The organism is Agromyces molybdatiresistens, assembly GCF_052748445.2.
In genome coordinates, this window is the sequence record NZ_CM188258.1 from 3,411,970 (window position 1) to 3,436,712 (window position 24,743).

Here is a 24,743-nt window from a genome sequence, read left to right on the forward strand (position 1 = left end):
CGGCCGGCTCGGCCGACGCCGCGCCTACAGGTTCGCCTCGGCGTACGCCCGCAGCGCGTCGCGCACGAACGTCGCGCCCTGCTCACCGCCGTAGTTGGCGGCGAAACGCTCGTCGGTCACGTACATGTCGCCGAGCCCCAGCACGTAGGCCTTGACGTCGCCTCCCGGCGAGCCCGCGGGCGTGCCCGGGATGCCCGTCAGCCACTCGACGTGGCGCTTCGCGAGCGCCTGCGCCTCCGCGGAGTCCGGCGCGACGCCCGACTCGGCGGCCGCAGCCCAGTCTCGACCGAGCTCGGCGGTGCGCTCCGTCCACGCGGCGCGCTCCTCGTCGCCCATGCCGCGCCACCAGCGGTCGCCTGCGGCGTACGCGTCGCGACCCCAGCGCTGCTCGACCTCCTCGCGGTACTGCGTGTGATCGAAGCCGTCCAGCATGTCCTTCGCCATGATCTCCTCACCTCCCTCCAATGCCTCGATGGTCCGCTCGACCGACGCGACCTGGCGCGCCAGCCGGTCCTGCTCGTGGCGGAGCCACGCGAGGTGGCCCTCCAGCGCCCGCGCCTCGCCGGTCTGCCCGGCGAGCACGTCGGCGATCGCCGGCAGGCCGAGCCCGAGCTCGCGGAGCAGCATGATGCGCTGCAGCCGCACGAGCGCCGGACGGTCGTAGTACCGGTAGCCGTTGCCGCCGACGCGGCTCGGCGGCAGCAGCCCGATGTCGTCGTAGTGTCGCAGCGTGCGACTCGTCGTGCCGGCGAGCTTCGCGATCTCCTGGATCGACCAGTCCGTGTTCGACTCGTCCATGGGTGCCCTCCTCTCGTGTTCCCGGTTCGAAGACCACGGTAGAACTTGACGTAGCGTCAAAGTCAAGGGGGTGGAGTGCGCGAGCAGGGCCGATCTCGAAACGCGATATATCTTGACCATCCCCTCAACGCGATATATCGTGAGTTGCACACCCAGCAGAAGGAGCACGCACATGGCCATCGAGAAGTGGGTCGTGAACCCCGGCGAGTCCCGGGTCATCGACCTCGAGCTCGTCCGCAAGCTCAAGGTCAGCCTCATCGGGGGCAAGGTCGACGTCATCGCGCACGACGAGCCCGGCGCTCGCGTCGAGATCGCGAGCGTCAGCGGCAAGGACCTCATGATCCAGATCGACGGCGACTCGCTCGAGATCGACCACCCGCAGCTGCGGTGGGACAACTTCCTCGAGGTCTTCAAGGGGTTCCGCAGCCAGGCGCGCGCCGAGGTGTCGATCCTCGCCCCGCGGCACGTCGTGATGAAGCTCGGCATCGTCTCGGGCGAGGCGCTCGTCTCCGGCTTCGACGACGACGGCCGGTTCAGCTCGGTCAACGGCGACCTCGTGATCGACAACCACGCCGGCGACGTCGAGTGCTCGACCGTCTCGGGCGAGGTCTCGGTCGGCGACCACCGGGGCCGCGTCACCGCGCACTCGGTGTCGGGCGACATCACCGTGACGGGCGAGGTCTCCTCGTTCAAGGCCGACACCGTGTCGGGCGACATGGTCCTCGACGTGCGCGGCACGCCGTCGCGCATCGACACGAACACCGTTTCGGGCGACCTGACCGTCCGCTTCGACGCCGGCAGCGGCGCGCGCTACCGCGTCAACACCGTGAGCGGCTCGCTGCTCCTCGACGACACCCAGATCAAGGGCACGCTCGGCAAGGGCTTCGAGCGCGTGACCGGCGAGCTCGAGGGCGTCTGGCTCGACCTCGGCGCGAACAGCGTCTCGGGCGACATCTCCGTGATCCGACGCCAGTCCGCCGCAGCGAGCGCCGGCGCCGACGACGGCGGCTCCGAGGCATCCGCATGACCCCGCCGGTCTTCGCCCACGGCAACCTGCGCCTGTACCTGCTCGCGCTCCTCGAGGAGCGGCCGCGTCACGGGTACGAGCTCATCCAGGCGCTCTCCGACCGGTTCGGCGGCACGTACTCCCCGAGCGCGGGCACGATCTACCCGCGACTGGCCAAGCTCGAGGAGGAGGGGCTCGTCGCCAAGCGCACCGACGGCCGCAAGTCCGTCTACGAGATCACCGACGCCGGCCGGGCCGAGCTGGATGCGCGCCGGCACGAGCTCGACGCCATCGAGGAGGACGTGACCGACTCGGTCCGCCGCCTCGCCGAGGGCGTGCGCGCCGAGGTCGACTCCGCCATGCGGAGCCTCCGGGCCGAGCTCGCGACCGCCGCACGCGAGGCGAAGAAGGCCGCGACCGAGACCGACGCGACCGTCAACCTCCACGTGGACTCGAACCGCGCCGTGCACGAGGCCGACCTCGTGCTGAACGAGTTCCGTCAACAGCTTCGGACCGAGCTCCGGGCGCGCGCGCACCGCGGCCGGGTCTCGACCGACACCGTGACGCTCCTGCGCTCCCGCCTGGCCGACGTGCGCGCCGAGGTGCTGCGCGAACTCGCGCAGCGCTGAGCGCGGGCCCCGGGGGGGGTCGCGGATGTCGGCGGCATCCGCTTGCATGAGGACATGACGGATGTGGCGCTGCGCCCCTGGGCCAGGGACGACCTCGGCCTCCTCGTGCGCAACAACGCGCCGGAGCTCATGGAGCACCTGGGCGGTCCGGAGAGCGACGAGAAGCTCGTCGCGCGCCATGCGCGATACCTGCGCGGATGGCGCGACGGCTCGTCGCACATGTACGCCATCGTGACGCCCGAGCACCCCGAGGGCGTCGGTGCGATCGGCTTCTGGCCCCGCGACGAGGGCGACCGCCCGATGTACGAGGTCGGCTGGGCCGTGCAGGCCCCGTACCAGGGCCGGGGCTACGCGCACGCGGCGCTCGCGCTGCTCATCGAGGCGGCGCACGCCGCCGACGCCAGCCGTCCGATCGGCGCCTATCCGCGGGTCGGCAACGAGGCGTCGAACGCGCTCTGCCGCCGGGCCGGGTTCGTGCTCGAGGGCGTCGAGGAGTTCGAGTACCCGAAGGGCACCTGGCTCGAGTCGAACGTGTGGGTGCTCCCCGCGCCCGAGGCGGGCACGGCGTAGCCTCGACGGGTGCCTCCCTCCCTCGCGGTCTTCGTCGGCGGCCTCGCCGGCACTGGCCTGCGCCTCGCGCTCGATACGGCCCTGCCGCACGCCGACGACGGCTTCCCGTGGTCGACGTTCATCGCGAACCTCGTCGGCACCTTCGTGCTCGGCTGGCTCGCGGGCGGGCTGTGGACACGCCCGTCGACCCCGTCGTGGCTCAAGGCGGGCATCGGCTCGGGACTCATCGGCTCGTTCACGACGCTCTCCGCGGTCATGGGAGCGGTCGCGATCCTCGATCGCGAGGAGGCGACCGGGATCGCCGCGCTCTACCTCGGCGTCTCGCTCGTCGCCGGGCTCGCCCTCGCGGCCGCCGGGCTGAAGCTCGGCTCGTCGCTCGCGCACCGTCCGATGCCGACCGAGGTCACCGACGACGGGGCGACCCTGTGAGCGCGCTCGTCGTCGCGGTCGTGCTCGTCGCAGGCGCCGTCGGCGCCGTCATCCGCTACCTGCTCTCGAGGGCGTACCCGGTCCGCCCGGGGCACCTGCCCGGCGGCATCCTCGTCGTGAACGTCGTCGGCTCCGCCATCGCCGGCGCGGTCATCGGGCTCGCCGAACGCGCCGCCGTCTCGGACGACGTGCGGCTCGTGCTCGTCACCGGATTCTGCGGCGGCCTCACGACGTTCAGCACGTGGTGCGTCGAGACCATCGAGATGGCCGACGGCGGGCGGTGGCGTGCGGCGATCCTCAACGTGCTCGTCACCCTGGCGCTCGGGATCGGCGCGGCGTTCGGACTGTACCTGCTCGTCCGGGGCTAGGCCGGCCCTAGATCATCGCCATGATCTGACGCGCGATCATGCGCCCCGCGCGGTTCGCGCCGATCGTCGATGCCTGCGGCCCGTACCCGGCGAGGAAGATGCGCGGATCGTGCCACGACGCGCCCTGGCCGACGCTCACCCCGCCCGCCTTCTCGCGGAGCTTGAGCGGCGCGAGGTGGCGCAGCTCGGGTCGGAAGCCCGTCGCCCAGATGATGGCGTCGGCCTTCGCCTCGCTGCCGTCGGCCCAGACCACGCGGTCGGCCTCGATGCGCTCGAACATCGGCTTCGCGACGAGGAGACCGCGCTCGATGCCGGCGGCGATCCGCCGGTTCTTCGGCACTCCCGTGCCGCTCACGATCGACGGCAGCGCGCGCCCGGCGCGGGCGGCTTCGTCCTGCTTCGACACTGCGGCCGACGCGCCCTCGAGGTCGAGTTCCTGCCGGTCGAGCCAGTCGATCGGCCGACGTGAGACCCAGGTGAGACCGGATGCCACGCCGTCGAGCTCGAGCATGAACCCGATCGCCGAGGTGCCGCCGCCGACCACCACGACGTGCTGGTCCCGGAACTCCTCGGCCGAGGTGAAGTCGGACGTGTGCACGTGCCGACCGCGGAAGTCGCCCATTCCCGGGTAGTAGGGCACGAACGGAGAGCCCCACGTGCCGGTCGCGTTCACCAGGAACTGCGCGCGCAGTTCGCCCCGCGGTGCGGGCGGTGGCGCCGCCGCCTCGAACGTCCTGCGGCGCCGGCCGAAGAACCCTCGGCCCTTCAACTCCTCGGCGGGTTGCGGGCTGAGGTCCTCGTACTCGATGCGCAGGTCGACGCCGTCGTTGGTGATGCGTCGCACGTCGACAGGTCGATGCACGTTCAGCCGGTAGTGCTCCTCGAACCTGCCGTAGTAGTCCGCGACGACCTCCTTGGCGGGGAGCGCGCGATCGGCGGTCTCGAAGCTGATGCCGAGCTCCCCCATGCCCGGCAGGTCGTTCACCTTGTGCGCCGAGCCCAGGCGCAGGGACGACCAACGATGCTGCCACGCGCCACCCGCTCCGGGGGCGCGATCGAGCATGACGAAGTCCTCGTCGGCGACGAGTTCGAAGCGTCGCAGGTAATAGGCGACAGACAGCCCCGCCTGTCCGGCACCGATCACCGCGACCTTCACGCGGTCGGGGATCGTATCCACCCCACCATCCCACCACGTCCGGAGGGGTGCTCCGGGCCACGGAGCGGCCTTCGCGGTGCCTCCACAGTGCCGCCGTGGCATCCGAACCGGCCCCGAGGCGGTGGTAAACTACCAGCCGGGATTGTTCATATCAAAGAGCCGGGTGACGTCCATCCCATCCGGCCAGACGTCGTAAGGGGGTCACGCATGGGGCGCGGCCGTCAGAAAGCCAAGCACACCAAGGTCGCCCGGGAGCTGAAGTACTTCAGCCCGGCCACCGACTACAGCGCGCTCGAGCGCGAGCTCACGGCTTCGCATCCTGACCACACCGACGAGGAGATGTCGAAGTGGGCGGAATACGCCGACGACGACTCCTACGTCCACGACGACGGGTCCCACCGCTCCTGATCATCCCCGGCTGAGCGGCGCACCCCGAGAGGTCGCCGCGCGGGGGGTTCCTGCGTGTCCGCACGACCGCACCGCGTCCCGGTGGTGCGCGCTGTCGCGGTGCGCGAGATGGCGACCCCGCAGCCTCAACCCCGCAGCATCCGCCTGAGCCCCAAGCCCGTCACGATCGCCATCGTGACGGCCATGAGCACACCGGATGCCGCGAACAGGGCGAACACGACCGGCGCGGGCGTGCCCGCATCGACGATCGGCGACGGTGCGAACGTGAACGGCAGGCCGACGAGCCACGCCGCCATGCCGAGCGGAACCCACCGCCACGCGCGCGGGACGCCGGCCGCCGCGAGCACGGGCCATTGCGCGAGCGGAATGCTCGCGAGCAGTGCGAGGCCGGCGAGCGCGACGAGCACCCACGTCGTCGGCCGCCCCCAGTCGATCGCGACGCCGGCATCGGCGAGGGTCGACGGCAGCATCCCGATGGCCCAGGCAGCGGATGCCGCGGCCGCCGTCGCGGCGACCCACCGCCCGGTCGGCACGGCTGCAGGTCCGCCCCGCAGCGCGAGCGACTGGCCGAGGCCGAGGAGCGCCCCCTCGCCCGCGCCGATCCCGACGAGCAGGAGCCAGTGCGACCACCCGGCGAGACCGAGCGCGTCGGCGATCGCGAAGCCCGTGACGGGCAGGAGGAATCCGACGCCCTCGCCGACGGCCGTGCCCGTCACCCAGCGGCCGAGGCGGAAGGTGTCGGTCGCCCTGGCGGGATCGCCGCGCACGGCGGTCGCGTCGTCCATGCCACGAACGTAGGCGGGCGGGCCGTCCGCGGACCGGTCGATGGTCCCTCAGGCCGGCGGTCGGGCGCCCGGCCGGGGCGATCGGATGCCCGATGAGGCGATCGGGTCAGGCGCCCTGCGGTTCGGCGCGCCACCCCGCCGTGGTCTCGGCGAACCGCTCGAGCTCATCGAGCGTGCCGCCGACCGTGATCGCGCGGAGCACGATCTCGTCGACCACGTCGTACGCGCGGAGCGCGTCGGCGCGATTCATGGTCGCGTCGATCGGACTGATTCCCAGCCGGGTGAAGTTCGCCGCGTACGACGCGTACGAGCCGTAGCGGTCGGCCTCCCTCTGCAGGGCCGCCCGCGCGGCGCCGTCGGCGATCGTGCGCACGTAGAGCACGCCGCGGACCCGGTCGGCCCGGTCGCCGGCGTCGCGTCGCAGGTCGGCCACGGCCTCGGTCGCGGCCGCCGGCGTGAGCCAGTTGAGCACGACGGCATCGGCGTGCTCGGCGGCGAGCCGGCGCATCCGCGGACCGAGCGCGCCGACGGCGATCGCCGCGTCGGTGCGGGCTCGCAGCTCCGCGATCTCCGCGGCGATCACGGTCACGGGGTGGCGGGCGCCGCCCGACCCGATGCCGAGCGTCGTGCGGTCGACCGGGATGCCCGCCAGATCGAGGCTCGCGACCGGACGGCGATCGACCGGGATGACCCCCGTCGCGAGCCCCAGCCGGTCGGTGACCTCGGCGACCGCCCGCAGGCCGGCGAGCGAGTCGCCGCCGGGCACGTCGTTCAGCCAGAGCGCGTCGAACCCGAGCCGCTCCAGGCGCGGTGCGAGTGCGCGCAACGTCGCGAGCTCGGTGGTACCGGGCAGACCGATCGAGACCGCGGCGCGCATGCGATCAGCTCGCGTAGGCTCCGACGAGGCGGACCGCGCCGCCGTCGACGCCCTTCGCGCCCTGCTCCCAACCGGATGCCGCGGCGTCGCGCTCCGCGGTCGAGACCGTGCCGACCTGCCAGGCGGGCAGGCCGAGCGTGCCGAGTTCGGCGATGACGGATGCCGCGGCGTCCGCTGCCACGACCGCGAAGAAGCCGATGCCGAGGTTCCACGTCCCCTCGGTGGACTCGAGGCTCGTGCCCGCGAGGCCGTTCAGCACGCGGAAGACGGGCTGCGGCGACCACGTCGAGCGATCGACCTCGACCCACGAGCCCTGCGGCAGCACGCGCGCGAGGTTCGCGGCGATGCCGCCCCCGGTGACGTGCGAGAGCGAGTGCACGGCCGGGCCGAGGTCGTCGTGCGCGAGCAGCTTCACGAGCGGGCCGGAGTAGAGCCGCGTGGGTTCGAGGAGCGCCTCGCCCCACGTGGTGCCGAGGTCGGGCGAGGCATCCTCGTACCGGAGGTTCGCGTTCGAGAGGATGTGCCGGACGAGCGAGTACCCGTTCGAGTGCAGGCCGCTCGACTCGATCGCGAGGACCACGTCGCCGCGCTGCACGCGCTCCGCGCCGAGGGCGCGGTCGGCCTCGACGACGCCGACCGCGGCACCGGCGACGTCGTAGTCGTCGACGCCCATGAGGCCCGGGTGCTCGGCGGTCTCGCCGCCGACGAGCGCGGTGCCGGTCTCGGCGCACGCCCGCGCGATGCCGGTCACGATCGACGCGATGCGGTCGGGCACGACCCTGCCGCAGGCGATGTAGTCGGTCATGAAGAGCGGCGTCGCGCCGACCACGACGATGTCGTCGACGACCATGCCGACGAGGTCCTGGCCGATGGTGTCGTGCACGTCGAGCGCCTGCGCGATCGCGATCTTCGTGCCGACGCCGTCGGTCGAGGTCGCGAGCAGGGGGCGCGTGTAGTCCTTCGCGAACGAGAGGTCGTAGAGCCCGGCGAAGCCGCCGACGCCGCCGAGCACGTTCGGCCCGTGGGTCTTCGCGACCGCCTCCTTCATCAACTCGACGGCGAGATCGCCGGCGGCGGTGTCGACTCCGGCAGCGGCATAGGACGAGTTCGCGCTCACCCGTCAAGGGTACCCGCGCGGGGCGCGGCGCTCGGGCCCGCTGTCGGCGCCCGGCGATAGAATCCGTGCATGCACGCGGGAGCCACGCCGTCGTGGGTGATTCGCGAGAACGCGAGCACCGGGGTCCTGCTCGCCCTCTACCTCCGCGAGGTGCTCGGCATCGCCTCGCCGGCCGAGTTGCCGCGCCTGCGCGACATCGGTCGCGTCGGGCCCGAATCGTCTCGCGACATGGACGCGCACGACACCCTCGAGAAGCAGTGGCGCGAGTGGTGGTCGATGACCGTCGAGCCCGAGGCGCATCCGTCGCCCGTGCCGCTCGAGCTCGTCGACGAGTTCGGCACGGCCGTCGCGCTGCCCGTCTCGGGTGCCGAGACGCTCGCCGCCGCCATCCGCCCGCACGCCGAGGCCGGGCTGGCCTGGGCCGAGTGGGCGCACGAGCGGTACCGCAGCGCGTCCGCGGCCCGGTCGGGCGACACCTACCGCGCCTATGCCGGCTCGATCGCCGAGCACGAGCGCGAGGTGGGCCGACGCGCGCACTCGTTCGAGCTGAACGTCGAGGTGCTGCCGCTCGCGGCATCCGGGATCTGGTGGATCGGGCAGAAGACCGTCGCCGTCACCGACTCGCTGCGGTCGGATGCCGCGGCCTTCGACGATGCGATCCACCCGATCATCGCCGAGCTCGCGTAGGCACCGGCCGGGTGATCGAGCGGGACGCGTCGGAGCCGCACCGCGTGGCAGACTCGACGGTCATGAGCATCTGGTTCGGCGAGCCCAGCGTCGAGTGGGCGAACGCGCGGTGCGAGGGCACCGCCATCCGAGCGCTCGGCATCGAGATGACCGAGATCACCGACGACTCCCTCAAGGGCCGGATGCCGGTCGACGAGCGCACCCGCCAGCCGGGCGGTGTGCTGCACGGCGGCGCGTCGGTGCTGCTCGCGGAGACCCTCGCGAGCTGGGGCTCGAGCTTCACGGTCGACCCCGAGCGGTTCTACTGCGTGGGCATGGAGATCAACGCGAACCACACCCGCCCCGTCTCCGACGGCTGGGTCCACGGCGAGGCGCGGCCGATCACCCGCGGGCGCACGACGCAGGTGTGGGACATCCGCATCACCGACGAGGCCGGCAGGCTCGTCTGCGTGTCGCGCTGCACGATGGCCGTGCTCGCGACGCCGTCGCAGTACTGATCCGCTCCGCACCGGCCTCACGGCCAGGCTCGATCCGACGGAACGACGGAACACGACAGGCCGAGGATGGTGAAGGCCTCCACCGCCGGGCCGGTGGCCTCGCATCGGGGCTCGAGCAGTTCCGATGGTGACAGCGCCGCCATCACCCGTGCCGACGTGCGAGCACGTCCGACCCGCACCCGCACCCGCACCCGCACCCGCACCGTCGCGGATATCGTGGTCGGCGTGAAGCCGTTCGTCCTCCTCGCCACGCGTGCCGAGGACGTGCCCGCCGACGAGGAGTACGCGCTGTTCCTCCGCGGCAGCGGGCTCGAGGAGCGCGACCTCATCCGCATCCGGCTCGAGGCCGGGCCGATGCCGCAGCTCGACCTCGAAGGACTGTCGGGCATCTTCGTCGGCGGCGGTCCCTTCAACGCCTCCGATCCCCCGGACCGCAAGTCGGCCGTGCAGCACCGTGTCGAGGCCGAGTTCGCGACGCTGCTCGACGAGGTCGTCGCGCGCGACTTCCCGTTCCTCGGCGCCTGCTACGGCGTCGGGACGCTCGGTGCGCACCAGGGCGCGGTCATCGACGCGCACTACGCCGAGAAGATCGGCGTGGTGCCCGTGACGCTCACGGAAGCCGGCGCCGCCGACCCGCTCCTCGCCGGCCTGCCGCCGGCGTTCAACGCGTTCGTCGGGCACAAGGAGGCGATCCGCGTGCTGCCGCCGTCGGCGACGCTGCTCGGATCATCGCCGACCTGCCCGGTGCAGGTCTTCCGCGTCGGCGCGAACGTCTACGCGACGCAGTTCCATCCCGAGCTCGACCTCGAGGGCATCCTCGTGCGGATCCGCGCCTACGCGAGCTACGGCTACTTCGCGGCCGACGAGCTCGAGCTCACGCTCGCCGCAGCCGCGCGCGCGCCGGTGTCGGAACCGAGCCGGATGCTGCGCACCTTCGTGGAGCGGTACGCGCGGTAGCACGTCCGGCTCGGACGAACCCCGCGGTGCGATTCTCCCGATGCCCTACTCTGCCGGCATCCAGCCGAGCCGACGACGCACAGCCGCCAACGCTCGCCCGTCGACCCCTCCGTCACCGACGCCGAACGTCTCGACGGCCAGGTCGACCAAGCCACGTGCGCATTCCTCGACAGGGTTCGCGAGCAGCAGGTCGATCCGCTTCGCGATGGCCGGCTGAGCGGATTCGAACCGGCGGACCGCGTCGAGGGAGTCCGGACGCGAGCCATCGCTCGGCTCGAGTCCCGCCGTGATCGCCCGGACGAGGGCGTCGACCAGGGCGCCGCGGATCAGGGTGTTCGCGCTGAGCCGCTCGCCCCGGCGCGCACGTCCGACGCCGATCAGTGCGACGGTGAGGACAACGCCCAGGTCGCGCTGCACGTCCGGCGCGATCTGGACGGGCTTCGCGGCGACGACCGCCATGGCTTCGACGACACCTCCGCAGTCCAGGCGGACTTCGTACGCGTTCGCCGCCCAGCCGGTGAGCTCATCGAGGCTCGCGACACCGTACTCGACCACGTGGCCGTCGTCGTAGACGACCTTCGCACCGCCATGGTGCTCGTGGACCTCGAGGGCGATCCGTTCGGGATCGGGAAGCCACGCCGCCGCCGCACGGAACTCGTCCTGCGACCCGTCGCGCGTGATCACCGCGAGATCGTGATCCGACCATTCGTCGACCCGGTCGCGCTCGGCCGTGGACCCCATGCCGACGAGGCCGACGACCCCCGCCCGGCCGTCGAGGCCGGACTCGACGCGAGTGAGGAACGCCTCGAACGCCGTGCGCCGATCGTTCGTCACGACCCGGCCTCGAACACCTCGCGCAGGCGCGGCCACGCCTCGCTCCGGACGAACACGGGGATGCGGTCGATCGGCACGTCCACGCGGAGCACCGCGTCGCCCGCGACCGGCTCGCCCGACCACGCGTCGACCCAGTCCTCCTTCGGCGGCAGTGCGACATCGTGTGCGGTCTCGCCCTCCGCCAGGACGGGCGAGACGAACAGGTCGCGCCCGAGGAACCACTGCAGCGGATGCGTCCAGGCCGACTCGAGCGCCGGGTGGTCGAAGTACACCGGGCGCATGAGCGGCGCCGACGTGCGCACGCTCTCGGCCGCCTCGGCCGCGAGGTACGGCACGAGCCGCTCGCGCAGGTGCGCGAACGCGCGGAACACCGGGATCACGCGATCGTCGCCGGACCGCTCGGCGATGTTCCACGGGGTGCGGTCGCGCACCGGTCGACGGTGGTGGTTGAACTCGGAGTGGTACTGCATGATCGGCACGAAGGCCGACGCGGCCGTGGCGCGCAGGTAGAGCTCGGGGGTCGGCAACGGCCCCGAGAATCCCGCGAGGTCCCAGCCCCAGTAGAGGATGCCGCTCGCGGCCGCCGAGAGCCCGGCGAACATCGACCAGCGGAACGCCTCCCAGGTCGAGTTCTCGTCGCCGGCCCAGAACGCGCCGTGCGCCTGCGAGCCGGTGTACCCGGCGCGGCTGAACGTCACCGGCGCCTTGCCGGCCGAGCGCAGCAGGTCGCCGTACGCCTTGGCGTATGCGACGGGGAACCGGTTGTTGCCCTCGTCGCCGCGCGTGCCGTCGAGGTACGCGAGCTCACGACCCCAGGCGTGCTCGCCGCCATCCGTCTTGAAGCCGTCGATGCCCACCTCCTCGACGAGGTACCGGCGCTTCTCCGTCCACCACTGCGCGGCGCGCTCGTCGGTGAGGTCGGGCATCGTCGAGAGGGGGAACCACCAGCCGCGGTTGCGGTAGGGGCGCAGCCCGCCGCGCGCATCCGGCTCGCGGATGAGGACGCCCTCGCGTTCGGCGGCGAGCGCGTCGGCCTTCGCCTGGGCGGTCGGGTGCGGGCGCGCCTTCAGCAACGGGATCTGCCAGAGGTGCACGCGGATGTCGCGCGCGTGCAGCTCGTCGACCATGCCCTTCGGGTCCGGCCACGCGCCATCCGCCGGGAACGCGAAGTCGGCGAGCCGATGGGGCGCGCCGTCCTCGGTCACGTCGTACCGGGCGTCGCGGAACGCGGTGAAGGTGCGCTCGTCGCTCCACGCCTCGATGACGACCGACCCGACGGGCACGTCGTGCTCGCGGTGCAGGTCCATCTGGCGCATCACCTCGGCCTGCGTGTTCCACTCGTTGCCGCTCGCCCACAGCCGGAACACCCAGTCGGGCAGCTCCTCGGGCCGGCCGACCTCGGCGAGGAACGCGTCGAGCACGGCGGTGGGCGTGCCGTCGTAGAACGCGACGGCGACCGCGGGCTCGCCCACCGCGGCATCCGTCTCGACCTCGACGATCAGGCGGTCGGGTTCTCTCGCTCCGACGTCGAACCACGCGCGGCGTGAGGTCCGAACGTGGAAGCCCCAGCCATCGCCGCCCACGACGTGCGCGAACGGCATCGGCAGGTAGGTCTTCCGCTCGGCGCCCTGCGACTTGTACTGCTCGAACACGACCGAGTCGAGCGCGGTGCCGCGGTGGTCGAGCGCGTCGAAGCGCTCGCCGAATCCTGCGACGTGCTCGCGGTCGGCGAGCGGCAGGGCGAAGCGGATGCGGCGGACGCGTGCTCCGTCGGTCAGCACGCGCACACTGCCCGGGATGACGCGGCTCGCGCCGACGGTCGCCACCGGACCGTCGGGCGCGTCCGACCAGCCCGACACGGCGGTCTCGAATCGCCGCGTCCGTTGCGCCGCGCCCCCGCCAGTGCGGCCGACGAAGCGGTAGCGGATGGCGCTGCCCGCCTCGGGCGCCGGGAACTCGACCGCCCATCCGCCCGCGCTGCGGGCGAGCCGGGCCTGCGCCGAGGCGAGATGGCCGCCGTCGATGGCCTGGCCGCGCGAGGTGCGCGCGACGCCCGAGAGCGGGAGGCGGTCGGTGCGGCGCGAGCCCGCGGCATCCGTCGTCTCGAGCTCGACCTCGACGGACTCGATGTCGGGCGTCGCACGGACGCCGAGCCGCAGGGGCTCACCGGCGACGGGATCGAGCGGCCAGCGCTGCTCGGTGTCGATCGAGTACGGGTGGCCGGAGCCGAGCGGGCGGTGGCGGATCATGCTGGGGACTCCTGCGAGGCGGATGCGTGGACGGGTGCGGACGGGCGCGCGGTGGCGGCCACGGGCGGGCCGTCGAGCTCGACGGCGAGGCGGATGAGCATGGCGTGGCTCCAGAGCAGCGGGTCGGCCGACGTGCCCCAGCGGTCGACCCACTCCTCCACCCGGGTGGGGGCGAGCAGGTGGTGCTCGACCTGCTCGGGCATCGATCCGTCGGGTCCGGCCGTCGACGCCGCCCAGGCGAGCAGCTCGCGCGCCCGGTCGCGGTCGCCGGCCCGAACGTGCGCGAGGCCGAGGAAGCAGGAGAGCAGGGGCCACTGGCCGCCGCCGAAGTAGGTGTCGTCGACGAAGCGGTGCACTCCGCCGTCGACCGTGAGGTCTCGCTCGATCGCGGCGATCGTGGCGGAACCGAGGTCGGATGCCGCGGGCACGACGTCCATGACGCCGACGATCGCGGCGAGGCTCGCGTCGACGGCCGCCGAGCCGACCCACTTCGAGAGATGCCCGTCGGCGACGCCCGCAGACCGGATGAGCGCGTCGGCCTCGGCGAGCGCGGACGCGGCGAGCGCGGTGCGCGCGTCATCGAGCACGCCGAGCTCCGCCGCGGCGCGCAGGCCGGCAGCGATGCAGCCGATCGTGGAGACGTGCACGTGCTCGGCGTGCTCCTCCCACCAGTCGAAGCACGGGCGCTTCCACGAGGCCGCGAGGTAGTCGACCGTGAGCGCGACCGCCGGCGCCCAGCGCGCGGCGTCCGCGCCGTGACGGCGCACGTGCTCGGCGACGGCCCACACCCAGGTGCCGTAGCCGTCGAGCTGGAAGTCCCACCACTCGTCGTCACCGGCACGACCGTCGAAGGTGAAGCGCGTGGGGAGCATGTGGGCATCGCCGACCGGCTGACCGTCTCGCGATGCGGCGACGATCGCGTCGATCTCCGCGCGACGCGCCTCGAGCACCCGCGCGCACCAGTCGAAGAACCGCTCCGCCGACTCCGCCCGGCCGTACGCCGACATCGCGTCGGCGATGAACGCGCCGTCGCGGAACCAGCTGTAGCCGGCGTACGCCGAGAACGTGGGGCTCGCGGGGTAGGCGCCGCTCTCGTCCTGGAGCGAGGCGATCAGGTCGGCGCTCGAGGTCGCGAGGGCCGCGACGTCCGGCCGGGCGGTCGTGGGAGAGGTCATCGTGGTGCTGCCTTCGTGGTGGTGGCGGATGGGCGGGGCCGGGCGCGCGGGCGCCCGACCCCGGGGATGGTGCGAGCCGTCAGCCGCCGATGGCGGCGTTGATGCGCTCCTCGGCCGAGTCGAGCGCCTCCTGCACGGACTTGCGACCGGCCTGCGCCTCGACGAGCTCCTCGGTCATGATGTCCTGCATCTCCTGCTGGCCCTCGGCGACCACGGGCGGAAGCGCGACGTTCTCGAGCGAGTCGAACACGGCCTGGCGGTTCTCGGGGTCGCCGAGCGTCAGGTAGCTGTCGAGCGCGGCCTCGTCGGAGGTCGCGGGCAGCTCCCAGCCCGCGTCGAGGCGGGTCTGGACCATGACGTCGCTCGAGGTGAGGTACTCGGCGAACGCCGCGGCGGCCTCCTGGTGCTCCGAGCCGGCTGAGACGCCGACGGCGTTCGAGAACAGCGCGCTCGCCTGCTGCGTGTTGCCCGGCTCGACCGCGATGTCCCAGCCGAACGGCACGTCGGCGAAGGCGCCGAACATCCAGATGCCGGTGTGCAGCATCGCCAGCTCACCGCCGAGGAACAGGTTGGTGTCGAAGTCGGGCGTGCCCTGGCCATCCTCGATCGTCGGCATCACCGTGCCGCTCTTGCCGACGAGCCACTCGGCCGCCTCGACGCCCTCCGGCGTGTTGAACGCGACCGCGGTGCCGTCCTCGTTCAGGAACTCGCCGCCGTTCTGCGCGAGCACCTTGTAGTACTCGTAGAAGCTGACCGGCTGGTGGTCGCCCCACACGCCCGCGCCCTCGTCGGTGAGCTGCTCCGCCGCGGCCTGCTCGTCGGCCCACGTCCAGTCGTCGGTCGGGGTGTCGACGCCCGCGGCCTCGAAGAGGTCGGCGTTGTAGAAGAGCACGACGGTCGAGAACGAGCTGGGCAGCGCGTACTGCGCGCCATCCGCCTGGTAGGCCTCGAGCACGCTCTCGCGGTAGGCCGACGGGTCGTCGGGGTCGAGCTCGGCGAGCACGCCGTTCGCCTGGTACTGCGCGAAGTTCGCGTACTCGATGTCGAACACGTCCGACACGGTGCCCGCGGCGAGGTCGGTCTGCAGCGCCGTGCCGTAGTCGGCGTAGGGCAGCGTCGTGACCTCGACGGTGATGTCGGGGTTCTCCTCCTCGAACGCGTCGACGATGGCCTGGAGGTTCTCCTCGTTGCCGCCGTTCGAGATGAAGTTCGTGTAGGTGATCGTGACGGGGCCGTCGGCCTCGCCCGCCGAGTCGCCGGCCGAGCAGCCGGTCAGGGCGAGTGCGGTGGCGGCGACGATGCCGACGCCGGCCAGTGCTGTGGTCCTCATGGTGCGTATCTCCTTCGATAGGGGTGAGGCGTTGGTGGATGGTGCGGGTGGGTCGTCCGGGTCCCCGGGGCGCGTCCGTCGGCGTCACTTGAGGCCGGTGTTCGCGACCCCCTGGATGACGTACTTCTGGGCGAACAGGTAGATGGCGAGCATCGGGAGGATGCTCACGACGGAGCCGGCCATGACGATGTCCCATTGGGTCGTGTACTGGCCCTGCAGTCCCGCGAGTGCGACCGGCAGCGTCTGCAACTCAGGTGAGCGCAGGACGACGAGCGGCCACAGGAAGCTGTTCCAGCTGCCCATGAACGCGAACACCGCGAGGGTCGCGAGCGCCGGCCGTATGTTCGGCAGGATCACGGTCCAGAAGATCCGGAAGTGACCGGCCCCGTCGAGCGCCGCCGCCTCGTCGAGCTCGAACGGCACCTGGTTCATCGCCTGGCGGAGGAGGAACACGCCGAACGCGGCGGCGAGCGTCGGCAGCAGCGCGCCGAGGTAGGTGTCGACGAGGCCCCACGCGCGCAGTTCCGCGAACAGCGGCACGACGAGCACCTGCAGCGGGATCATCATCGTCGCGAGGTAGATGCCGAAGACGACCGTGCGTCCGCGGAACGGCAGGCGGCTGAACGCATAGGCCGCGGTCGCGCTCGTGAAGAGCTGAGCGAGCGTGGTGATCGTCGCGAGCAGGAGGCTGTTGCCGACGACCCGGGCGAACGGCAGGTCGGCGAAGAGCCGCTGGTACGCCTCGAGGCTCGCGTCGGCCGGGATGAGCGACGGCGTGGAGTTCAGGCCGCTGCCCGGGGTCAGCGAGGTCACGACCGTCCAGTAGAAGGGGAAGAACATCGCCAGGGCGCCGAGGACCATCACGACGTGCAGCAGCACGCTCCGGGCGAGCGCCGCGCGCGCGGCGTCGGTACGGCGACGGATGCCTCCGGCTCGAGCCGTCGTCGGTGCGAGCATCGTCTCAGCCATAGTTCACCCACTTGCGCTGGCCGCGGATCTGGATGACCGTCACGGCGAGGATCACGACGAACAGGAGCCACGAGAGCGCGGACGCCTCGCCCGCCTTGCCGTACCGGAACGTCAGGTCGTAGATCTGCTGCACGACGACCTGCGTCGCCCCGCCCGGTCCGCCTCCGGTCATCGCGTACACCTGGTCGAAGACCTGGAACCCGTTGATGAGCGAGATCACGATCACGAAGAAGGTCGCCGGCGAGAGGAGCGGCAACGTGACCGAGAAGAGTCGCCGCCACCGGCCGGCGCCGTCGACGCGCGCGGCGTCGAGGAGCTCGGGATCGATCGCCTGGAGGCCCGCGAGCAGGATGACCATGACGAATCCGAGGTCCTTCCACGCCGAGGCGAGGATGATCGAGGGCATCGCCCAGGCGGGGTCGGTCCACCAGCCCGGCCCGTCGATGCCGAACCAGGCGAGCACGGTGTTCACGACGCCGTTCGACGGATTGAGCAACCACCGCCAGACCAGTGCGACGACGATCCAGCTCGTGATGACGGGGAGGAAGTACACGCCGCGGAGGACCGTTCGGCCGCGCAGCGCGGTGTTCAGCGCGAGCGCGATGGCGAGTCCGCCGACGTACACGAGCGGCAGGTAGCCGACGATGTAGTACAGCGTGTGCAGGAACACGTCGGCCGTCTCGGGGTCGGTGAGCAGGTTCGCGTAGTTCGCGAAGCCGACCCACTCGGCGGGGGCGAGCAGGTTCCACTCGGTGAGGCTGATCCACGCCGCGGCGACCATCGGGCCGAGCACGAAGAGCAGCAGCGGGACGGCGCTCGGCAGCAGGAAGGCGAGCACCGTGAGCGCGTACCGGACACGACGGGTCTTCCGGCCCGAGGTTCGCGAATCGCCGCGTCCCGGTGCGGTCCGAGGGGTGTCGGCGCCGACCTCGGCCGCGGCCTCGCCGATGAGCGCGGTCATCGGACGACCGCCTGGCCGACGAGCCTGGCCCGGATCAGCCTGCCCTGATCGCCGGCTGATCCGGCTGCGTCGAACGGCATCGCGAGCACGAGCGCCGCGGCACCCTGTGCCCAGCTCTCGTCCTGCCAGGTCTCGATCTCGACGGGCAGGCTCCGCCGGTGGCGCAGGAGGTGCGAGCGGAACGCGGGTTCGAAGCCGGGCGCCCAGTGCCGCCATCCGGCGGTGCCTTCTCCGAGGACGACGACGAGCGCCGGATCGACGGAGTGCACGACGCCCGCGAGCGTCCGCCCGAGCAGCCGACCCGCCTCGCGGTAGACGGCCGTCGCGGCGGGGTCGCCCCCGTCCGCGGCGGCGAGGAGGTCGTCGATACCGCCGTCCGGCGCGATCGCACCGCGTTCGCGAGCGTTGCGGACCAGCGCGCGTTCGCCGATGTGCGCCTCGAGGCACCCGTCGTTCCCGCAGCCGCACCGCGGCCCGTCGTCGGCGATCGGGATGTGGCCGATCTCGCCCGCGCCCCCGGAGGCGCCTCGGAGCACGTTGCCGTCGATGACGATGCCCGCGCCGACGCCCGTGCCGATCGTGACGACGAGGAAGTTGTCGTGCGAGCGGCCCAGTCCGAACAGGCGCTCCGCGACGGCGAGCGCGTTGACGTTGTTCTCGACGACGACCGGGAGACCGGTGGCACGCCGCAGCGCGTCTCCGAGTTCCACGCCGGTCCAGCCCAGCTGGGCCGAGTCGACGACGCCGTTGCCGAGTCGGTCGACGCTGCCCGGGACGCCGACGCCGAGGCCGAGCACCGTGGTCCCGTCCCCCGCGGCGATGAAGTCGCGGATCCGTTCGACGAGCTCGGCGATGAACGTGCTCGCGGTCGCGTCGAACGGCTCGCTCGCGGAGCGGACCACGCGACCGTCGACCCCGACCTCGACGAACGCGACGTGGTCGGCGACGACCTTGACGCCGATGGCGTGCCCGGCCGAGGCGGCGAGGCCCAGCATCCGCGCGGGACGGCCGCCGCTCGAAGGCGCCTGGTCGAGCTCGACGAGGAGGCCATCGGCGAGCAGGTCCTTCACGAGCTGGGTGATGAGGGCGGGTGAGAGTGCCAGGACACGGGCGAGCTCGGCACGCGAGGCAGGGCCGTCGGCGCCGAGCCGGGCGAGGATCGCCGAGCGGTTGACGTCGGTTCGGTTGGTGGGGTGGATCGCCATCGATGCCTCTGTGTCCGTTGAGCAGGTCGTCCTGCGGGTCTCGAGGGTTAATTTAGAACTAAACAAAGTTGAAAAGCAAGTCCGCTGTTCATCGAACGCGCACGACGAAGCGCCTCGCACCGGTCCCTCGGTGCGAGGCGCTTCGCGATCGGGCGGCCGCCTAGCGGCCTCGTCGAGCGATCAGGAGGCGGCCGCCGTGGCGTAGGTCGCCTGGGCGACCGAGCCGTAGTACGGCCCGAACATCACGTTCGGGATGTTGTTGTAGCCGAAGCTGTTCACCGAGTTCTGCGAGCCGTTGCCGAGGAACCAGGGCCCGCCCGACGATCCGCCGGTCATGTCGCACGGGATGCCCTGCGACTGCGTCTGGCCGTACGGGTCGGCGGTCGCGGTGCCCGCGCACGACTTCAGGGTCTGGCCGTTGAACGGCGCCGCGGCGGGGTAGCCGAACGCCTCGTACGAGAGGCCGCGCGCCTGGTTGAACGAGATCGCGGTCCCCCCGACCGTGGCCTGCAGGGTCTTGCCGGCGAGTGAGCCGACCGTCGCGAATGCGGTGTCGTACGTGATGTCGCCGCCCTTCGTCCACTGGCGCGGTGCCGTGAGCGAGGTCGCGACCCACTGGCCGTAGGGCGCCGAGCCGTTCTCGTAGGCCGGAACGAACGTCCAGTTCGTCGCGTACTTGCCCTTGCCCGAGTGGACGCAGTGCGCCGCCGTTGCGACGACGCTGCCGTTCGACGAGCTCACCGAGTTGCCCGAGCACACGTAGTTGCGGCCGTTCAGCGTGAAGAACACCTTGCCGATGTTCGGCACCGGCGCCTCGCTCGCGGCCATCGGTTCGATCTCGGGCGCAGGTGCGGGCTTGCCGTAGGTGACCGGCGCGCCCGCGGCGACGTCGGACGCCGGAGTGGAGGCCGCCTTGCCGGCGAGGAGCACGTCGGCCGGCGTGGCGGCGCGCATGCGCTCCGCGGTCCAGTAGCCGGCGGCCGCGGCGCGCTCGGCCGCCGGCACCGCGCGCTGGTCGATGCCGGGCGGCACCGAGGGCGGCGCGGCCGACGCGGCGGTCGGCGCGACGAGGAGCCCGCAGGCGACGAGGGCCGCGCCGGCGAGCGCGGCGCGGAAGGAGGTGAGCTTCATGGAGTGAGCCCTTTCTGAGCAGGCGGCAGCGGTCCCCCCAAGGTCGCCGTCACCGCAGATATCGAATGCCGGGAAGCGTGGCACACGGCCCCCGTTCGGGGGGAGAGCCCGGGCCATCCTTCGGGGAAATCGAGAAGTCGGGCGAGGGATCCGCAGAATGCTTCCCACGGAACGCGCAGCCGGGGTAGGTTCATCGTTTGGCCCGGACGGGCTCGGCTCGGGCCGGCTCGGCTCGGGCCGGCTCGGTTCCCGCCCTCCGCACGCCGGACGGCCCTTCTGCTCACGTGAGCAGCGCCATCCGTTCAGCCGGCTCACACGCGCGCGTATGCGAGGATGTATCGTCCAGCTCGGACGCTTCACCCACCTCCCGAGGAGCCCTAGCTCGCATGTGCGGCATCGTCGGCATCGTCTCCACCGAGCCCGTCAACCAGCAGATCTACGACAGCCTCCTCCTCCTGCAGCACCGCGGGCAGGACTCGACGGGCATCGCGACGGCCGACGGCCCGGTGTTCCACATCCACAAGGCGCGCGGACAGGTGCGCGAGGCGTTCCGCACGCGCGACATGCGCTCGCTGCTCGGCGACATGGGCCTCGGTCACGTGCGCTACACGACCAAGGGCGCCGCGGAGCGCGAGGAGGAGGCCCAGCCGTTCTACGTGAACGCGCCGTACGGGATCATCCTCGTCCACAACGGCAACCTCACGAACACGCGCGAGCTCTCGCAGGACCTGTTCCGCATCGACCGCCGCCACGTGAACTCCACGAGCGACACCGAGATGCTGCTCAACGTGCTCGCCACCGAGCTGCAGGGCCAGATCACCGGACTCGAGCTCGACCCCGACCAGGTCTTCCAGGCCGTCTCGCACGTGCACGAGCGCGTCGAGGGATCCTACGCCGTCATCGCGATGATCGCCGGCTACGGCCTGCTCGCGTTCCGCGACCCGTTCGGCATCCGACCGCTCATCCTCGGCAAGCGGACCACGGATGCCGGCACGGACGAGTGGATCGTGGCATCCGAGTCGCTCGTGCTCGAGAACGGCGACTACGAGATCGTCCGCGACGTCGAACCTGGCGAGGCCGTCTTCATCACCCTCGACGGGCGGATGATCTCGCGGCAGTGCGCCGCGAACCCGCGCCTCGTGCCCTGCTCGTTCGAGTACGTCTACCTCGCCCGCCCCGACTCGATCATGAACGGCATCTCGGTCTACGAGGCGCGCCTGCGCATGGGCGACCGGCTCGCGAACACGATCGCCACGCACATGGACCAGGGCGACATCGACGTCGTCATGCCGATCCCCGACTCCTCGCGGCCCGCCGCGATGCAGGTCGCGCAGAAGCTCGGGATCGAGTACCGCGAGGGCTTCTACAAGAACCGCTACGTCGGCCGCACCTTCATCATGCCCGGGCAGGCCGCGCGCAAGCGCTCGGTGCGGCAGAAGCTGAACGCGATGGGCACCGAGTTCAAGGGCAAGAACGTGCTCATCGTCGACGACTCGATCGTGCGCGGCACGACCTCGAAGCAGATCGTCGAGATGGCCCGCGCCGCGGGGGCGAACAAGGTCACGTTCACCTCGGCCGCACCGCCCGTGCGCTTCCCGCACGTGTACGGCATCAACATGCCGAGCCGGGCCGAGCTCGTCGCGCACGACCGGAAGATCCCCGAGATCGCCCGTGAGCTCGGCGCCGACCACATGATCTACCAGGAGGTCGCGGACCTGCAGGCGGCGATCACCGAGGGCACGTCGATCGAGCAGCTCGACCTGTCGTGCTTCACCGGCGAGTACGTGACCGGCACGGTCACGCCCGAGTACCTCGACTGGGTCGAGCGCACGCAGCTGAGCTGATCCGCCGTCCGGGTCGGTGCAGCGCCGGCGCTCCCAGCGGCCACTCGGCCGGTCCTGCCACGCTTTCCCCATGGGCGACGTCGAGTACCTGGGGATCTACGACGCCGACGGCGGCGTCCGCGGCGAGCTCGCGTACCTCGTCGGTCATCTCCTCGGCACCATGGAGTGCGCGCTCTGCGACATCACCCATTCCTGGCGGCGCAAGCCCGAGTGGGACCAGATGGTCGAGCGGCTCGGCGTGCCGTTCGTCCTGCGGCACCGCAACGAGGTGACGGATGCCGCGGCCTCCGTCGTCGTCGAGCGCACGGGGCTGCCGGTCGTGCTCGGTCGCGATGCGAACGGCACGTGGCGTCCGGTGCTCGAACGGGCCGACCTCGAGCGCGCGGCGGGACGAGTCGACGCCGTCGAACGGCTGCTCCTGGCCGCTCGTGCCGATCAGGCCTCCGGGTCGTCCTCGACGTAGTGCGTCGAGGCGTGCTCGGCGACAGCCGTGCCGCGGCGCTTCGCGAGCACGCGGTCGATGACGAGCGCGACGACGCCGCCGAGCGCCAGCCCGCCGGCACCGCACCAGAGCAGCAGGAACCCGAACACCTGCCCGCGATCGAACTGCGCGTTCTCGGGGAACGCGAACGTCAGGATCAGCGCGACCAGGACGCCGAGCGCCGCGCCGAGCAGGAGGAAGCTGCCGTACCGCGGCGAGCGCCGCACGGTCACGGCGTCGCTCGAGACCTCGGTCTCGAGGTGCTCGCCCGTGTCGGGGTCGACGTCCATCCGCTCGACCTTCGGCGAGTCGTCCGGGGCGTCCGTGGAGCCGCCATCGCGATCGACGACGTGCTCGAGCGCCTCCCCGAGGGCCATCGACGGCTCGGGCTCGGCGGAGGACGCACCGCCCGCGCTCGGCGCGATCTCGCCGGAGTCGTCGTGGTCGGCCGGATCGGGACGGTTCGCATCGCTCACGCGCCCATTCTCCCGCACGCGGGGCGCAGCCGCTCAGCCGAGGCGCGCGGCGTCGATGACGGGCACCGCGCCCTCGAGGTCCGCGCGCTGCCCGGAGGCGTGCACCCGGCCCGAGGCGCGCGCGTCGGCCCAGGCGAGCGAGCCCGTCGCGAGGCCGAGCCAGGTCGCGGCATCCGTCTCGACGACGTTCGGCGGCGTGCCGCGGGTGTGCCGCGGGCCCTCGATGCACTGCACCGCCCCGAACGGCGGGACGCGCACCTCGACGGTGCCGCCGGGCGCGCGCTCGGCGAGCAGCTGGAGCGTGTATCGCACCGCGAGCGCGAGGGTGTTCCGATCGACGGATGCCGCGGCATCCGCTCGCACGACGGCCGCGACGGCGTCGCGCCCCTCGACGTCTCCGATCCTGCGTGGCATCCTGCCATCCTCCCGCACGCCGGGGACGGCGTCATCGACCCGTGCCGCTCCGAGGGGGTCCGGTAGCCTGAGCGGGTGAGAATCCTCGTCCTCGGCTCGGGCGCGCGCGAGCACGCCATCATCCTCGCCCTGCTCGACGAGGAGGCCGGCCACGAGATCGTGGCGGCGCCCGGCAACGCCGGGATCGCGGCTTCCCCCACGTCGTCGGCTCGCGGCAGCGTCGAGACCATCGCGCTCGACCCGACCGACCCCGTGATCGTCGCGGACTACGCCATGGACAACGACGTCGAGCTCGTCGTCGTCGGCCCCGAGGCGCCGCTCGTCGCGGGCGTCGCGGACGCGCTCCGCACGCGCGGCATCGCGGTGTTCGGCCCCGCCAAGGCGGCCGCGGCGCTCGAGGGCTCGAAGACCTTCGCCAAGCGCGTCATGGAGTCGGCGGGCGTGCCGACCGGCCGTGCGAGCCTCGTCGACTCGCTGCCGAAGGTGACCGAAGTGCTCGACGAGTTCGGCGCCCCGTACGTCGTGAAGGCCGATGGCCTCGCCGCGGGCAAGGGCGTGCTGGTCACGGAGGACCGCGAGGCCGCCCTCGCGCACGCCGCGCACTACCTGCAGCAGGGCCCGGTGCTCGTCGAGGAGTTCCTCGACGGCCAGGAGGTCTCGCTGTTCCTGCTCTCCGACGGTTCGAACGTGCTGCCGCTCTCGCCGGCTCAGGACTACAAGCGCCTGCGCGACGGCGACGAGGGCCCGAACACCGGCGGCATGGGCGCCTACTCGCCGCTGCCGTGGCTCGACGAGCGGTTCGGCAGCGAGGAGGCCTTCGTCGACGAGGTCATCGAGACCATCGCGCTGCCGACGGTCAAGCAGCTCGCCGAGGAGCAGACGCCGTTCATCGGCCTGCTCTACGCGGGGCTCATCCTGACCAGCCGCGGCATCCGCGTCATCGAGTTCAACGCGCGCTTCGGCGACCCCGAGACGCAGGTCGTGCTCCCCCGGCTCGCGACCCCGCTGTCCGGCCTGCTCTACGCCGCCGCGACCGGCGGGCTCGGCGAGCTGCCGCGGCCGGAGTTCCGCCCCGACGCCGCCGTCACCGTCGTGCTCGCGAGCGAGGGCTACCCCGAATCCCCCGAGACCGGCCGCCGCATCGACGGGCTGGATGCCGCGGCATCCGTCACGGGGGTGCACCTCGCGCACGCGGCCACGGCGGTCGGCTCGACCCGCGACGACGCCGAGCCGCACCTCATCGCCACGGGCGGACGCGTGCTCAACGTGGTCGCGCTCGGCGACGACTTCGCCGAGGCGCGGCGCCGCGCGTACGAGGCGATCGGGCAGCTGCGCCTCGACGGCGGGCAGTACCGCACCGACATCGCCGCGCGCGTCGCCGACTGACGCG

Annotated in this window: 27 protein-coding genes; 12 read left to right on the forward strand and 15 right to left on the reverse strand. The window is 72.1% G+C overall.

Going from position 1 to position 24,743, the window contains the following annotated elements:
* Positions 1–24 precede the first annotated feature (24 nt).
* On the reverse strand, positions 25–798 hold the full coding sequence (locus ACULK2_RS15735; RefSeq protein WP_445968202.1) for a MerR family transcriptional regulator: 774 nt from the start codon (positions 796–798) through the stop codon (positions 25–27).
* Positions 799–970: 172 nt separating this feature from the next.
* On the opposite strand from ACULK2_RS15735, the gene ACULK2_RS15740 reads away from it, so the two are divergent.
* From ACULK2_RS15740 to crcB, 5 genes are read left to right on the forward strand one after another with little or no spacing between them, the layout of a single operon-like run.
* Complete coding sequence (locus ACULK2_RS15740; protein WP_445968201.1) at positions 971–1,825, forward strand: DUF4097 family beta strand repeat-containing protein; 855 nt, start codon at positions 971–973, stop codon at positions 1,823–1,825.
* Positions 1,822–2,433 carry a PadR family transcriptional regulator gene (locus ACULK2_RS15745; RefSeq protein ID WP_445968200.1) on the forward strand — a complete coding sequence of 204 codons (612 nt, stop codon included), beginning with the start codon at positions 1,822–1,824 and terminating at the stop codon, positions 2,431–2,433. Before ACULK2_RS15740 ends, ACULK2_RS15745 begins: the two co-directional genes overlap by 4 nt.
* Positions 2,434–2,487: 54 nt before the next feature.
* Entirely contained in the window at positions 2,488–3,003 is a 516-nt protein-coding gene (locus ACULK2_RS15750) for a GNAT family N-acetyltransferase (protein WP_445968199.1), read from the forward strand.
* Between the two features lie 9 nt (positions 3,004–3,012).
* Complete coding sequence (locus tag ACULK2_RS15755; RefSeq protein ID WP_445968198.1) at positions 3,013–3,432, forward strand: FluC/FEX family fluoride channel; 420 nt, start codon at positions 3,013–3,015, stop codon at positions 3,430–3,432.
* Positions 3,429–3,800 carry a fluoride efflux transporter CrcB gene (crcB, locus tag ACULK2_RS15760; protein WP_445968197.1) on the forward strand — a complete coding sequence of 124 codons (372 nt, stop codon included), beginning with the start codon at positions 3,429–3,431 and terminating at the stop codon, positions 3,798–3,800. Before ACULK2_RS15755 ends, crcB begins: the two co-directional genes overlap by 4 nt.
* Before the next feature lie 7 nt (positions 3,801–3,807).
* Here the strand turns inward: crcB and ACULK2_RS15765 are convergent, their stop codons facing one another.
* Positions 3,808–4,977, reverse strand: coding sequence for an NAD(P)-binding domain-containing protein (locus ACULK2_RS15765; RefSeq protein ID WP_445968196.1), 1,170 nt, complete (start codon positions 4,975–4,977; stop codon positions 3,808–3,810).
* 186 nt (positions 4,978–5,163) lie between these two features.
* Here ACULK2_RS15765 and ACULK2_RS15770 point away from each other — a divergent pair, with 186 nt between their 5' ends.
* On the forward strand, positions 5,164–5,364 hold the full coding sequence (locus tag ACULK2_RS15770; RefSeq protein ID WP_430647292.1) for a DUF3073 domain-containing protein: 201 nt from the start codon (positions 5,164–5,166) through the stop codon (positions 5,362–5,364).
* 125 nt (positions 5,365–5,489) lie between these two features.
* Here ACULK2_RS15770 and ACULK2_RS15775 read toward each other — a convergent pair whose 3' ends face one another.
* The 3 genes from ACULK2_RS15775 to purM all read right to left on the reverse strand — a co-directional run bounded on the left by ACULK2_RS15775 (position 5,490) and on the right by purM (position 8,143).
* A complete protein-coding gene (locus ACULK2_RS15775) occupies positions 5,490–6,149 on the reverse strand; it encodes a hypothetical protein (RefSeq protein ID WP_445968195.1) in 660 nt (219 codons plus the stop codon).
* 106 nt (positions 6,150–6,255) lie between these two features.
* Positions 6,256–7,026 (reverse strand): LLM class flavin-dependent oxidoreductase, encoded by a 771-nt coding sequence (locus tag ACULK2_RS15780; RefSeq protein ID WP_445968194.1) that lies wholly within the window; start codon positions 7,024–7,026, stop codon positions 6,256–6,258.
* Positions 7,027–7,030: 4 nt separating this feature from the next.
* On the reverse strand, positions 7,031–8,143 hold the full coding sequence (gene purM / locus ACULK2_RS15785) for a phosphoribosylformylglycinamidine cyclo-ligase (protein ID WP_445968193.1): 1,113 nt from the start codon (positions 8,141–8,143) through the stop codon (positions 7,031–7,033).
* 69 nt (positions 8,144–8,212) lie between these two features.
* Here purM and ACULK2_RS15790 point away from each other — a divergent pair, with 69 nt between their 5' ends.
* From ACULK2_RS15790 to ACULK2_RS15800, 3 genes are all read left to right on the forward strand, one after another.
* Positions 8,213–8,830 (forward strand): zinc-binding alcohol dehydrogenase, encoded by a 618-nt coding sequence (locus ACULK2_RS15790; protein ID WP_445968192.1) that lies wholly within the window; start codon positions 8,213–8,215, stop codon positions 8,828–8,830.
* 62 nt (positions 8,831–8,892) lie between these two features.
* Complete coding sequence (locus tag ACULK2_RS15795) at positions 8,893–9,327, forward strand: hotdog fold thioesterase (RefSeq protein ID WP_445968191.1); 435 nt, start codon at positions 8,893–8,895, stop codon at positions 9,325–9,327.
* Between the two features lie 225 nt (positions 9,328–9,552).
* Entirely contained in the window at positions 9,553–10,284 is a 732-nt protein-coding gene (locus ACULK2_RS15800) for a glutamine amidotransferase (RefSeq protein ID WP_445968190.1), read from the forward strand.
* A gap of 45 nt (positions 10,285–10,329) precedes the next feature.
* Here the strand turns inward: ACULK2_RS15800 and ACULK2_RS15805 are convergent, their stop codons facing one another.
* The 8 genes from ACULK2_RS15805 to ACULK2_RS15840 all read right to left on the reverse strand — a co-directional run bounded on the left by ACULK2_RS15805 (position 10,330) and on the right by ACULK2_RS15840 (position 20,138).
* Positions 10,330–11,118, reverse strand: coding sequence for a hypothetical protein (locus tag ACULK2_RS15805; protein WP_445968189.1), 789 nt, complete (start codon positions 11,116–11,118; stop codon positions 10,330–10,332).
* Positions 11,115–13,367: a glycoside hydrolase family 31 protein gene (locus tag ACULK2_RS15810; RefSeq protein ID WP_445968188.1), complete on the reverse strand. Its 2,253-nt coding sequence runs from the start codon at positions 13,365–13,367 to the stop codon at positions 11,115–11,117. Before ACULK2_RS15810 ends, ACULK2_RS15805 begins: the two co-directional genes overlap by 4 nt.
* The gene (locus ACULK2_RS15815) at positions 13,364–14,542 is read right to left on the reverse strand and encodes a glycoside hydrolase family 15 protein (RefSeq protein ID WP_445968187.1); all 1,179 of its coding nucleotides are present in this window, start codon (positions 14,540–14,542) and stop codon (positions 13,364–13,366) included. The genes ACULK2_RS15810 and ACULK2_RS15815 overlap by 4 nt, the downstream gene beginning before the upstream one ends.
* Before the next feature lie 79 nt (positions 14,543–14,621).
* A complete protein-coding gene (locus ACULK2_RS15820) occupies positions 14,622–15,872 on the reverse strand; it encodes an ABC transporter substrate-binding protein (RefSeq protein ID WP_445968186.1) in 1,251 nt (416 codons plus the stop codon).
* A gap of 84 nt (positions 15,873–15,956) precedes the next feature.
* Entirely contained in the window at positions 15,957–16,841 is an 885-nt protein-coding gene (locus ACULK2_RS15825) for a carbohydrate ABC transporter permease (RefSeq protein ID WP_445968185.1), read from the reverse strand.
* Positions 16,834–17,802, reverse strand: a complete 969-nt coding sequence (locus ACULK2_RS15830) for a carbohydrate ABC transporter permease (RefSeq protein ID WP_445968184.1) — start codon at positions 17,800–17,802, stop codon at positions 16,834–16,836. The genes ACULK2_RS15825 and ACULK2_RS15830 overlap by 8 nt, the downstream gene beginning before the upstream one ends.
* Positions 17,799–19,007 (reverse strand): ROK family protein, encoded by a 1,209-nt coding sequence (locus tag ACULK2_RS15835; protein ID WP_445968183.1) that lies wholly within the window; start codon positions 19,005–19,007, stop codon positions 17,799–17,801. The genes ACULK2_RS15830 and ACULK2_RS15835 overlap by 4 nt, the downstream gene beginning before the upstream one ends.
* A 180-nt stretch (positions 19,008–19,187) precedes the next feature.
* A complete protein-coding gene (locus tag ACULK2_RS15840; protein WP_445968182.1) occupies positions 19,188–20,138 on the reverse strand; it encodes a trypsin-like serine peptidase in 951 nt (316 codons plus the stop codon).
* A gap of 386 nt (positions 20,139–20,524) precedes the next feature.
* Here ACULK2_RS15840 and purF point away from each other — a divergent pair, with 386 nt between their 5' ends.
* Both purF and ACULK2_RS15850 read left to right on the forward strand, forming a co-directional pair.
* Entirely contained in the window at positions 20,525–21,982 is a 1,458-nt protein-coding gene (gene purF / locus ACULK2_RS15845) for an amidophosphoribosyltransferase (RefSeq protein ID WP_445968181.1), read from the forward strand.
* 70 nt (positions 21,983–22,052) lie between these two features.
* Complete coding sequence (locus ACULK2_RS15850) at positions 22,053–22,445, forward strand: hypothetical protein (RefSeq protein WP_445968180.1); 393 nt, start codon at positions 22,053–22,055, stop codon at positions 22,443–22,445.
* On the opposite strand, the gene ACULK2_RS15855 is transcribed toward ACULK2_RS15850, so the two are convergent.
* Together ACULK2_RS15855 and ACULK2_RS15860 are read right to left on the reverse strand one after the other, a co-directional pair.
* Positions 22,418–22,939 carry a hypothetical protein gene (locus ACULK2_RS15855; protein WP_445968179.1) on the reverse strand — a complete coding sequence of 174 codons (522 nt, stop codon included), beginning with the start codon at positions 22,937–22,939 and terminating at the stop codon, positions 22,418–22,420. The two genes, ACULK2_RS15850 and ACULK2_RS15855, sit on opposite strands and share 28 nt — an antisense overlap.
* Before the next feature lie 33 nt (positions 22,940–22,972).
* A complete protein-coding gene (locus ACULK2_RS15860; RefSeq protein ID WP_445968178.1) occupies positions 22,973–23,353 on the reverse strand; it encodes a sterol carrier family protein in 381 nt (126 codons plus the stop codon).
* A 75-nt stretch (positions 23,354–23,428) separates the two neighbouring features.
* Here ACULK2_RS15860 and purD point away from each other — a divergent pair, with 75 nt between their 5' ends.
* Positions 23,429–24,739, forward strand: a complete 1,311-nt coding sequence (purD, locus tag ACULK2_RS15865) for a phosphoribosylamine--glycine ligase (protein WP_445968177.1) — start codon at positions 23,429–23,431, stop codon at positions 24,737–24,739.
* Positions 24,740–24,743: the final 4 nt, after the last annotated feature.